Annotated in this window: 9 protein-coding genes and 1 pseudogene; 3 read left to right on the top strand and 7 right to left on the bottom strand. The window is 63.9% G+C overall.

Annotation, left to right across the window (positions count from 1 at the left end):
• Positions 1-7 precede the first annotated feature (7 nt).
• The 7 genes from ntrB to FJ950_RS25375 form a co-directional block, all read right to left on the bottom strand.
• Complete coding sequence (gene ntrB, locus FJ950_RS25345) at positions 8-898, bottom strand: nitrate ABC transporter permease (RefSeq protein WP_140619509.1); 891 nt, start codon at positions 896-898, stop codon at positions 8-10.
• 86 nt (positions 899-984) lie between these two features.
• The gene (locus FJ950_RS25350; RefSeq protein WP_140619511.1) at positions 985-2,301 is read right to left on the bottom strand and encodes a CmpA/NrtA family ABC transporter substrate-binding protein; all 1,317 of its coding nucleotides are present in this window, start codon (positions 2,299-2,301) and stop codon (positions 985-987) included.
• 341 nt (positions 2,302-2,642) lie between these two features.
• On the bottom strand, positions 2,643-3,890 hold the full coding sequence (locus FJ950_RS25355; RefSeq protein WP_181171437.1) for a CmpA/NrtA family ABC transporter substrate-binding protein: 1,248 nt from the start codon (positions 3,888-3,890) through the stop codon (positions 2,643-2,645).
• A gap of 2 nt (positions 3,891-3,892) precedes the next feature.
• On the bottom strand, positions 3,893-4,495 hold the full coding sequence (locus FJ950_RS25360) for an ANTAR domain-containing response regulator (protein ID WP_140619514.1): 603 nt from the start codon (positions 4,493-4,495) through the stop codon (positions 3,893-3,895).
• Positions 4,496-4,617: 122 nt separating this feature from the next.
• Positions 4,618-4,929 carry a hypothetical protein gene (locus FJ950_RS25365; protein ID WP_140619515.1) on the bottom strand — a complete coding sequence of 104 codons (312 nt, stop codon included), beginning with the start codon at positions 4,927-4,929 and terminating at the stop codon, positions 4,618-4,620.
• Positions 4,930-5,040: 111 nt separating this feature from the next.
• Entirely contained in the window at positions 5,041-5,841 is an 801-nt protein-coding gene (locus FJ950_RS25370) for an endonuclease/exonuclease/phosphatase family protein (RefSeq protein ID WP_140619516.1), read from the bottom strand.
• 138 nt (positions 5,842-5,979) lie between these two features.
• A complete protein-coding gene (locus tag FJ950_RS25375; RefSeq protein ID WP_140619518.1) occupies positions 5,980-7,443 on the bottom strand; it encodes a phosphatidylserine/phosphatidylglycerophosphate/cardiolipin synthase family protein in 1,464 nt (487 codons plus the stop codon).
• A gap of 460 nt (positions 7,444-7,903) precedes the next feature.
• Here FJ950_RS25375 and FJ950_RS25385 point away from each other — a divergent pair, with 460 nt between their 5' ends.
• The 3 genes and pseudogenes from FJ950_RS25385 to FJ950_RS25400 form a co-directional block, all read left to right on the top strand.
• Positions 7,904-8,098, top strand: a complete 195-nt coding sequence (locus FJ950_RS25385; RefSeq protein ID WP_015315963.1) for a hypothetical protein — start codon at positions 7,904-7,906, stop codon at positions 8,096-8,098.
• 722 nt (positions 8,099-8,820) lie between these two features.
• The gene (locus tag FJ950_RS25395; RefSeq protein ID WP_015315964.1) at positions 8,821-9,240 is read left to right on the top strand and encodes an AraC family transcriptional regulator; all 420 of its coding nucleotides are present in this window, start codon (positions 8,821-8,823) and stop codon (positions 9,238-9,240) included.
• A gap of 197 nt (positions 9,241-9,437) precedes the next feature.
• Positions 9,438-11,854: pseudogene (locus FJ950_RS25400) on the top strand (calcium-binding protein); the annotation flags it as partial.

Raw genomic sequence — 11,854 nt, forward strand, 5'->3', positions numbered from 1 at the left:
GCTCTCCTCACTTTGCCGTCGTGCCGCGGGTGACAAAGGCGCCGACCGCCGCGACCAGGCGGTCGAGGCAGAAGCCGGTGACGCCGATATAGGCGAGCGCGACGATGATGTCGGGCAGCCGTGACGAATTCCACGCGTCCCAGATGAAGAAGCCGATGCCGACGCCGCCGGTCAGCATTTCGGCCGCGACGATGGCGAGCCAGGACAGGCCGATGCCGATGCGCAGGCCGGTGAAGATGTAAGGCGCAGCGGCCGGCACCATGATCTTGATGAAGAATTCGAGCTGGTTCAGCCGCAGGATGCGGGCGACATTGCGATAGTCCTGCGGGATGTTGCGCACGCCGACGGCGGTGTTGATGATGACCGGCCAGATCGAAGTGATGAAGATCACGAACAGAGCCGACGGGTTGGAGTCGCGGAAGGCGGCGAGCGACAGCGGCAGCCAGGCGAGCGGCGGCACGGTGCGCAGGATCTGGAACACTGGATCGAGGCCGCGCATCGCCCAGATCGACTGGCCGACCAGCGCGCCGAGCGCCACACCGACGACCGCCGCCATGCCGAAGCCGATGGCGACGCGCTGCAGCGAGATCAGCACCCGCCAGGCAAGACCGATATCCTGCGGGCCGTTGTCGAAGAACGGATGCGCGATCAGGTCATAGGCCTCGTTCCACACCTGGCTCGGCGGCGGCAGGCTTGCCGTCGGTGACGAGCAGGCGACCTGCCAGACGACAAGCAGAAGGGCGATGACGATGGCGGGCGGGACGAGAACGCTGGCCACCCTGGTGGCAACCGCCACCGGATCGACACGGCGCCGCGCTTTGGCGGTGAAGGCGACCACCTCGGCTGACTTGGCCGGGAATGCTTTCACCTTGGTGTCCTCGACGGCTTGGATGGACATGTCCTGGGGATACTCCGTGGTGTGCTGGTGCGGTACTGAGCGCCAAACGGCGCTGGCGCCGTTTGCGTTGGGTACAAACGGCCTGACTAAGCCGATGCCTTGATGGTCAGGCTGTCGAGATAGGCCGAGGGGTTGGCCGGATCGAAAGTCTTGCCGTCGAAGAAGGTCTCGACGCCGCGCGAGGACGAGGCCGGGATGTCGCTCGCGGCGACACCGAGTTCCTTGGCCGCCTCGCGCCAGATATCCTCGCGGTTGACCTGGTCGACCAGCGCCTTGATGTCGGTGGTCGGCGCGAACTTGCCCCAGCGGATGTTTTCGGCGAGGAACCAGCTGTCGTGGCTCTTGAACGGGTAGGAGACGCCGCCCTTCCAGAATTTCATGTAGAGGTCGGTGGCGCTGGCGACCCGGCCATTGCCGTAGTTGATGTCGCCCTTGAGGCGGCCGATAATGTCGGCGACGGGCACATTCATCCATTGCCGCTTGCCGATGATGGCGGCCATCTCGTCCTTGTTTTCCTTGGCGTCGCACCATTGCTGTGCCGCCATCACCGCCATGACCATCGCCTTGGTGGCGTTGGGATATTTTTCTATGAAGGCGGCGCGCAGGCCGAGCGCCTTTTCCGGATGGCCCTTCCAGAGTTCGCCGGTCGTGGCGGCGGTGAAGCCGACGCCCTGATGGACAAGCTGTTCGTTCCACGGCTCGCCGACGCAGAACACGTCCATATTGCCGACCTTCATGTTGGCCACCATCTGCGGCGGTGGCACGACGATGGTCGAGACGTCCTTGTCCGGGTTGATGCCGCCGGCCGCCAGCCAGTAGCGCAGCCACAGATCATGGGTGCCGCCCGGGAAGGTCATGGCGGCCTTGACCTCCTTGCCCTCGGCCTTCTTGGCGGCGAAGGCGTCCTTCAGCTTGGCGGCATCGAGGCCGACGCCGGTCGCGGCATATTCCTGTGCGACCGAAATGCCCTGGCAGTCGTAGTTGAGGCGGGCGACGATCGCCATCGGCAGCGGCTGGTTGTTCTGCGTCACCTTGCCGGTGTGCATGAGGTAAGGCATCGGCGTCAGGATGTGGGCGCCGTCGATGCCATTGGCTTCGCCGCCGAGCACCAAATTGTCCCGCGTCGCGCCCCAGGAGGCCTGCTTGAGCACCTCGACATCAGGCATGCCGAATTTCGCGAACAGGCCCTTCTCCTTGGCGATGATCAGGGGCGCGGCATCGGTCAGCGCAATGAAGCCGAGCTTGGCGCCGGTTACTTCGGGACCTTTCCCTTCGGCATGAGCGCCGGCGGGAAACAATGTCTTTGCGGCGAGGAACAGTCCTGCCGTCAGCGCGCTGCTGGCCAGAAAATCGCGGCGGGTGAAATCCTTGAGGGACGTGCCAGTTCCGATCCGTTTCGTCATCGTCGTCTCCGGTTGAGCGCGGTTGAAGCGCCGTCGATTGCGTGTTCGGCCAAAAACAAAAAAGCCGCCGGCCAGGCTTCGCGCATCCCTGGGGGGATTGCGCAGTGACCTGAGCGGCAGCTTTGCCTATGGCGCCCGCCATTGGACGCCTGTTCCATTGCCCGTGAAGGCTCGTTTATTTCAAAGCAGGAACCGTGCCAGTTTACCTCTGGCCGAAAAATTCAAATGGAATCAATATGATGGGAGCTTTATGCGGCGACCCGATCCGTCGCGACTGAGGTCAAACATTGGTCAGCTCACCTTTCGAACGCATAATTTTTGTGCAATGCACAAGCATGGCGCTAAAATGATCGGATTTCCCCGATGGCTGATTTTTGCCTCTCGATATAGGCGTCGATCTCGTCTGGATCGAAGATCTGGCCATCGAAGAAACCGTCCGGTCCGAGCATGAGGCCGGCTCCCGTCGCGCCTACCGCGGTCGCGGCCTTGAGCGCGCCTTCGACCTTGGCATTGGCGCCGGGCAGCGCCACCCCGAGTGGCTTCAGTGCCGAGCGGTAGAGATCTGGGCGGTAGCAGTCGCGGGCGATGGCGAGATTGTCGGGCGTGTGCGCGACGTGGCCCCAGCGGACCATCTGCGTGTAGAACCACAGCGAATGGCTTTTCCAGGGAAAGTTGGCGGCCTTGTCGAACGGCACGAAGAAGTCGTCGATGTCCAGCTCCGCCCCGCCGCCCAGCCGGAGATGGCCGGTCAGGATCGGCATCTGGACGGCCGGCGGCAGGCCAAGGAAGCCACGTTGCGCCATCACCGCGGCCAACTCGTCACGGTTCGCCGGATCCTGGCACCAGCGCGCCGAGTGATGCAATGCGCGCAAGAGGGCCGCCAACGCCTCGGGGACCTGCTCGGCCCAGGCCTTGCGCACGCCAATCACCTTCTCCGGGCTGTTGCGCCATATCCGTGCCTTGACGGTGACGATATGGCCGGTGCCGGCCGCCACCGCGGCGCTGTTCCAGGGCTCGCCGACGCAATAGCCGTCGATGCGGCCGGCGGCCAGCGCGTCGGCCATGAAGGGCGGCGGCACGATGACGATCTCGATCTCGCGCGATGGATCGACGCCGCAGGCGGCAAGCCAGTAACGCAGTTCGTAATTGTGCCCGGAATGCGGATGCACGACGGCGAAACGCAGCGGGTCGCGGCCGGCGTCGGCCCGCTCGCGGATGAAGGCGCCAAGTGCCGCGCCGGCACGGGCCGGATCGAGATCGGGTGCCGCACCGTGCGCCGCCATGCCGGCCCAGACGGCGCTGGAGATGGTGACGCAGTTGCCGCCGAGCCCCAGCGAAAAGGGCACGATGGTCTCGGAGGCGAGCGGAGTGAGGCCCAGATTGCAGGCGAGCGGCATCGGTCCGAGCATGTGCGCGAGGTCGAAATGGCCGATGGCGATGCGGTCGCGGATGTTGGCCCAGGAGGTCTCGCGGTGCAGGGTGAGATCGATGCCTTCGCGCGCGGCAAAGCCCAGTTCGCCGGCCGCGACCAGCACGGCGCTATCGAAAAGCGGCATGAAGCCGGCGGTGATCTGGTGCTCGGCGCCCATGCTCATTCGTCCTCCGCCGGTCCGAGAAGCCCGGCGGCAGTCACCAGGCTTTGGGCGATGTCGCCGATCTTGCGGTTCTGGTTCATCGCGGTCTTGCGCAGCAGCGTGTAGGCGGCCTCTTCGGTCAGGCCCCGCGACTTCATCAAGATGCCCTTGGCGCGGTCGATCACCTTGCGGCTCTCGAGTTCGCTGCGCGCCTCTTCCAGTTCACGTGCCATGCGCGAGAAAGCGTTGAAGCGGCTCACCGCCATGTCGAGGATCGGCTTGACGCGCTCCTGCCTCAACCCGTCGACGACATAGGCCGAAACGCCGGCATCGACCGCAGCCTCGATCGAGGCCTGATCCGAGCGGTCGACGAACATGGCGATCGGGCGCTTTACGGCCCGCGACAGCTGGAACATGTTTTCCAGCATGTCGCGGTTGGGATTTCCAAGGTCGATGACGATGACGTCGGGTTCGATCTCGGCAATGCGGCGCGCAATGCCCGAGACGTCATGGATGACGGTGACCCGCTGATGACCCGCCTCGCGCAATCCGGCTTCGATTATCGAAGCGCGGATGCGGTTTTCGTCGATCACCAGGACGGCGAGGGAAGTTCGGACCATGCCCGCATTATGAGCAAGGCCGCAAATTTGTGCAATGCAGCATAGCCGCCGACCTTGGAAGGTCGGTGGCTATGCCCAGAATGCCTGGTGGCGAAAAGTATCTGCTTGGCAGGAGACGTTGATCAGCCGCAGACGCGAACGTCTTCGACCACCCTGTGGTGGTGGCGCCAATGCACGACCGTCTCGATGTGGCAGCGGTGATGGCGGTGACGCCAGCGGTAGCCGTCATTGTCATACTGAACGCTCTGGTCGCCATCATACTCGTTGTCGTAGCGGCGCTCATGATGACGGCGCACGACGATTCCCGAATCTTCGTCCGAGGAATACTGGTTGCCGTCGTCGGACTGGATAGTCACGCTGGCAGCCTGCGTGGGCGCAATCGCCGCAGCTGTCGCGGCAAACGCCAGCACCGTAGCCAAAATCAACTTTTTCATTCCGTCCTCCTGCATGTTCAACACACATAAACTCGCGGAACAACCGGGTGTTCCGCTCAAAATCCACACGCTTTGCGACGCTGGCGATATCAAGCCGTTATCGGCCACATATTACAAGTGGACGAAGGCGGTCAGCGGCAGGTGGTCGGAGGCCACGCGCGACAACGGTGTGTCATGCGCTTCGATGGTCCCGATCATGCCGTGCCGGTTGGCCATGATCCGGTCGAGCGCCAACAGCGGCAGATTGGACGGGAAGGTGGGGACGGCAGGAGGCTGCGGGCCGAAGCTCGCGTGCAGCGTGTTCAGCGCGGAGCGGTTTCCGAGCCGCCATTCGTTCAGGTCGCCGAGCAGGAGCGTCGGCTTCTCGTCGGGACTGTTCATGATATCCAGCACGACCTGGGCCTGCTGCGAGCGGGAGCGGCGCAGCAGGCCCAGATGAGCCGCGATGATGCGCAAGGACTGATTTCCGTCGAGATCGATTTCCGCGACCACCGCGCCGCGCGGTTCGAGACCCGGGAGCCTGATCTGATGCACGTCGCGAACGACGCCCCTTTTGAACAGCAGGACATTGCCGTGCCAGCCATGGCCTTTGCCCGTTGCTGAAATGGGCACCGGCACGAGGCCGGTTTCGAGTTCTAGACGGTGCAGGTCGAGAAGCCCGTCACGGTCGCCGAAACGATTGTCGGCCTCCTGCAGGGCGATGACGTCGGGGGCGATCTCCCGGATGACGCGGCTGGTGCGGTCGGGATCGAACTTGCGGTCGACGCCGATGCATTTGTGGACGTTGTAGGAGGCGACCAGCGTCCCGGTGACGCCGTCCTTCTTCGCCGAGAAGGCGTTGGCCTTGCGCATCCGCCGGTCGCGAATGGACAGGAGCATATTGGCCGGTAGGCTGCGCCCGTTCATTCGCATCGCGCGCCGATCGTCCTTGCTGTTCTCACCATGCACCTAGAAATAGAGTCTTTCAGCCGATGTTCCATGGTTGGCGATACCCTATCCGGTAAACACGTCGTTTTCTTAAAGACAGGTTTTTCCCAGAGATAGTTTCTCCTAGAGATAGGGCGATCCCAGCCAGAGCATGCGATCGAACAGCCGGATGATGAACGGACGCGCCCGCAAGGAGGCCAGCGTAACTGGGACGGCCGTTTCGATCGCCGATCCGATCCGGGTCTCGATCTCGGTGGCAAAACCCGCGTCGAGGACCTCAAGGTCGATCTCGAAGTTGAGCCGCAGCGAGCGGGCATCGAGGTTGGAGGACCCGACATAGGCCCACGCGCCGTCGATCGAAAGCAGCTTGGAATGGTCGAAGGGCCCTTCCGTGCGCCATATGCGGCAATAATTCTTCAGGATCTGGTCGAATTGCGCGGTCATGGCGCGATCGACAAGGAAGAGGTTGTTCACCGCCGGCACCACGACATCAATCTCGACGCCGCGCCTGGCCGCGGTGATCAAGGCACTGATCAATTCCCGGTCCGGCAGGAAATAGGGCGACATCAGCCGTATCGACTTGCGCGCGACCGAGAAGGCGCCGATCAGCAGTTTGTGGTTGGTTTCGTTGCTTGCATCCGGTCCGGATGCGACCGCACGCACCAGCATCGGTTGGCCGGCGGATGGCGAAATCGGTGTGATCCGCCAAGCATCGCCCTTCAGCGCCTCCTTGGTGGCAAAGCGCCAGTCCTCGGCGGCGACGGAGAAGAGATCGGCGACAACGGGGCCGGTGACCTGGAAATGCGTATCCCTGGCGCTTTTCGACCCGGCGAACTCCGCCGAAAAACCCTTGCGGATGTTCATGCCGCCGGTAAAGGCAACCGTGCCGTCGACCACCAGGATCTTGCGGTGGGTCCGCAGGTTGGCATAGGGCAGGCGCAGGCCCATGACGATGTTGCCGTTGAAGACATCCGCCGGGATGTTGGCGCGGCGCAGATGCCCCAGGATGCTGGGCACGGAGTAGCGGGCGCCGACGGCATCGATCAGCACACGGACGGTGACGCCGCGCTGGACGGCGCCGGCCAGCGCTTCGACGAAAAGCAGGCCGACGGCGTCGTTGTCGAAAATATAGGTCTCGAGCAGGACGCTGCGCTCGGCCCCGTCGATCGCCGCGCACATGGCCGGGTAGGCCTCGTCGCCGCTTTCCAGCACCTCGATTGCATTTCCCGGGTTGAGCGTTCGCCGCGCCACCCTGTCGCCCAGCGTCCTGAGGCCAGTGAACCGCTGTCCATAGCGCTCGATGATCAACGCCTCTTCGAGGGCGACGTCGCGTTCATGCTTGGCCGACACCAGGCCATCGGCGAGCGGGCGCTGGGCGCTGATCGTGGCGCGGCGGATGCGATTGATGCCGGCCACGGCATAGATCAGCACGCCGAGGATCGGCGACAGCACCATGATGCCGACCCAGCCGGTGGCGGCGCGGACGTCCTCCTTGGTCATGACAGCATGGGCAATGCCGATGGTCGCCATCACCACCGAGATGATCGCCAGTATTTGGGGCCAGTGAATCGCCAGGGTCTCGAACATTGCCGGGACTATCCAGCGAGCGCCCGCATAAGGCAATGCAGCCGGCCGTATCCACGTCTCTGCATGTGCGAGAACGGCGGCGCACGGTTATTTGAGCAGGCCAACCAGGACGCTGAAAGCGGCGTCGATATCGGCGCGGACCGCGGCCTTGACGGCCTCGCCGTCGCGAGCACGGCAGGCCGCCGCTGGTCGCGAGAGCCTCGGCCGCCAAGCGTGGCTCTCCAGCTGGTGGGAACGTTCGTTTGAGGATTGAGCAGTTGGCTCGATCAACCTGCGATAAATTCCACCCGAGAGAGCCCAGCCTCACCGCGTGGGAAAGCATAGAGCCGGTGCGATCCGGCGTCGTCCCGCGCTGCTTTGGTCATCGAGGCTTCCTGTACTTTGGTACCGCATCCATTGTATATCAGAGGGAATGAAATTAGCGATGTAACACTTCGGTTGATGGCGAGGGGGGCGCCGAATGATGACGTTCAACTTCGAGGGGCCACCAGTGGGCGACGGCGATGCGCCGGCCGATTGCCAGGACCAGTTGCTGCCTCTCGTCAATGAGATCGTGCAGGCCGCGGTGGCGGCCGGCTGGAAGCGGGACGATGTTCTTCTGGCTTTCGTGGAACTCGCCTGGGATCTGTACGAGAACCGGCGCGGTGATCTGTAGCAGCGGACTGCCAATCACCGGCTCCGAACGGCGGCTCCCATGCTCGACCTCGCGGGCAAGCCATCAATCAGCGCAGGCTGCGCCAGGCACCTGCCGTCAGCGGTTGACGAGAACACAGAATCGCGCGACCGGGCGTGTCAGCACCGATTGGCGAACTCCTGGATGGCGAAGACCTCGCGCCGAGCGAAAATGAAACGCTCGGCAACTCCCATTCACCGCCATTCTTTGTTCTTTTCTCGAACAAAGATTTTTCTTTGCACGTGGGAGTTCTTCCCAAGCGAAGATGGCTGCGTTACGCTGTCTTCGGGGCCGGGAAGGGGATGTGAGGCGTCGTCGGACGGCTGAGGCAGTGCGAATGAAAAATGCGGACGAGGCACGGGAAAGCGGCATTTCCCGAGGCATCGATCGGAAGCGAGCAGCTCGATACGTCCTGGACATCATTCCTGAAAGTGCAGGTCCGCGCAGGGCCACAGCGCAAGGAAGCGTGATTTATTCCGTTCGCGGGCCCGGCTCGCAGACATTCCTGGCCAAGGAGTACTCCGCAGGGATCGTGCTTGCGCCCATGCAGCCTGCGCATCGTTCGCCGTCCGGACGGATCGCTCACATGAACGGGCCTCACGACGACGCCGGCCCGCGTCGAGCAATCACGAATTGTTTTTCGCGGGAACGGCCAGGGAGGCCTCGGGTTGAACTTTATCTGGAACTTATCAGGAGGCCGAAGAATGCCGGGCGATGATGGTTTCCCCGGGTCAGTTTCTCGAATCAATTCGGCGCGGCAGCCGGCGCTCACTGCAAAAGGCGGGCTTTCTCCCCGCGCCGCACGCAAGGTGCAAGACTTCCTGCACGAGAACTTCACCCGCAAGCTGGCGCTTGCCGAGATGGCTGCGGTGTGCGGGTTGTCGCCTTCTCATTTCGTGCGGGCGTTTGCCAGGACGTTCGGCGTGCCGCCGCATCAATATGTTCTCGACCTGCGGCTGGACCTCGCCGAAAGGCTGCTTGCCGACAGCCGCATGACGATCGCCGACATCGCCCATTCCAGCGGATTTTCAAGCCAGAGCCATTTTACCACCGTGATGAAGAAATACCGGCAAGTGACCCCATTGCAGGCGCGGGTAGGAAAGCTTAACGCCAAGATTAGATGAAGCGTCGCTCACACCGTTGCTTGATTACTTGGTTTTAAAGCAGTTGCTAAGGTAACGAGCTGTTAACCTCCGCCTATATGCTCGGGTCTTTTCTCACAAGACAGCAATTTCGTGAAATACGGCAAGCAGGAATCATGTCTTCCTGCCGTGGACTGGAATTGTCAGACGATTCCATGCCGGCCAGCGGAGAGGGCACCATGACCGACAATCAGATTTCGAGCGGCTCGCCTGTTGTGCAGCGTCGCGCGGCGCATTTCGCCGGCAACTGGATCGCCGGCACCGATCCCCGTTCCCGCTCAATTCGTCGTCGTTTGATGGCGGTGCTGCGCATGGCTCATCGCGCGCTGGGTATGGGACGCAAGCGCCTGGGGCTGGGAACGCTGGGCGTCGGCGGGGCGCCGGCCGCGATGCTGGGCGCCTTCGCGATCGGCATGGCTGCAACGCCGGCCCTGGCGCAATATCAGGCCGGTGGCGGGTCGGCGACAGGCGGCAACGCCGTCGCCATCGGTAACGGCGCGACGGCGAATGGCAATAACAGCACGGCGTTGGGCACCTCAAACAGTGCAACGGGCGACGCTACCATCGCCATCGGCTATGCGATGAGTGTCAATGGCCTCAATTCCATAGGCATAGGCGTGTTCGCGGGCGCGACCGGCGTCAACGCCCTCGCTTTGGGCGGGAACGCCCATGCCAACGGGGACGGAGCAAGCTCGATTGGCGTCAACTCGGTTGCAGCCGCAGGCGCGGCCGCCTTTGGCCTGAACGCGCGTGCCGACGGATTGAACTCGACGGCGATCGGCTACGTTACCCGGGCGACCGGGCTGCGCGCCACCGCGCTCGGGTTTGGGGCAACAGCGTCCGGGCTGGATTCGCTTGCCCAAGGTAATAGCGCCGTCGCAAGCAATCAGAACGCCATCGCCATCGGCTTCCAGGCGACCGCGACCGCGATCAATGCCGTCAATCTTGGCAACCGAACTGTTGCGGGAGGGGGCGCCCTTCAGGAAAGCGCCATCGCCATTGGCACGGACGTACTGGCGTCTCAGGTTGACTCCACTGCGATCGGGCGCCAAAGCAAGGCAACGGGCACGTCCGCCATAGCGATGGGCGTCACAGCCGCGGCATCGGCAACTAACTCGGTCGCCGTCGGCGCCAGCACGGTTGCATCGGGAGCCTTCGGGGTCGCCATGGGTAACCAAGCGCAGGCGCTTGCAGCCGGTGGTGCTGTTGCGATAGGCTCGGGCGCAATCGTTGCCAGCACCGCGACCTCGGGCCTTGCGCTCGGCAACAATGCAAATTCCGGTGGTATTTTATCGGTTGCCGTAGGCGCCGGTACCAACGCCAGCGGCGACAATTCCACAGCCACCGGACGCCAGGCTGTTGCGAGTGGCACAAACGCCTCCTCGTACGGGACAGGATCCAAGGCTACGGGAGACAATTCCCTCGCTGCCGGCGTCAGCTCCAACGCCAGCGGGGTCGCCAGCACCGCGCTCGGCATCGGCGCCGCGGCGTCGGCCACAAGCGCCATCGCCATCGGCAACAATGCCGCGGCCAGTTCCACCAACGCGGTTGCCATGGGCACCAACGCCGTGGCGACCGGCGGCCAAGCCGTCTCGATCGGTGCGAACAACACCGCCTTTGGCGACGGCGCGGTCGCCATCGGCGATCCGAGCTTCGCCAGCGGCACCGGCGCCTTCACCGGCGGCGCCAACAACATCGCCAACAGCGACGGCACGGCGACCGCGACCGGAGCCAATATGGCCAATGGCGCCGTCGCCATCGGCAACAACAACAAGGCGATCGGGCAAGGCTCCGTCGCGCTGGGCAACGGCTCCACCGCGGGCGCCGCCGGTTTCGTCGGCAATGTCGCGCTGGGCAACGGCGCCTCGGCGGCGGCAAGCTCGGGCGACGTGGCGCTGGGCTCGGGCTCGGTGACCGCCGTGGCGGTCGGCACCGCCAGTGGGGTGGTCAACGGCACGACCTATGCCTTCCAGGGCACCAACCCGACCTCGACGGTCAGCATCGGCGCGCCGGGCGCGGAACGCACCATCACCAACCTGGCTGCGGGGCGGATCAGCGCGCTCTCGACTGACGCGATCAACGGCTCGCAGCTCGCCGCCACCAACCAGGCGGTCGACGCCATCGGCGCCGTCGTCAACAACATCAATGTCGGCGGCGGCATCAAGTATTTCCACGCCAACTCGACGCTGGCGGATTCGCAGGCGCTGGGAGCCGATTCCGTCGCTGTCGGCCCGAACGCGGTGGCCAACAATGCCGGCGACGTCGCGATCGGCCTGAATTCGACGTCGGGCGCCACGACCAATGTCGGCGGCACGACGATCGGCGGCGTCAACTACACCTTCGCCGGCGGCACGCCGGCGGGCGCCTTCTCGGTCGGCTCGGCCGGCGCCGAGCGCCAGATCCAGAACGTCGCCGCCGGACAGTTGAACGGCGGTTCGACCGATGCCGTCAACGGCTCGCAGCTCTTCGCCACAAACCAGCAGGTGACGCAGAACACGACCGACATCGCCAATATCGGCGGCAACATCACCAATCTCGGCAACACGATCAACAACATCGCCGGCGACACCTCGGCGATCTACACCAACGCCAATGG

The sequence above is a fragment of the Mesorhizobium sp. B2-3-14 genome, from assembly GCF_006442175.1.
Lineage (GTDB): Bacteria > Pseudomonadota > Alphaproteobacteria > Rhizobiales > Rhizobiaceae > Mesorhizobium > Mesorhizobium australicum.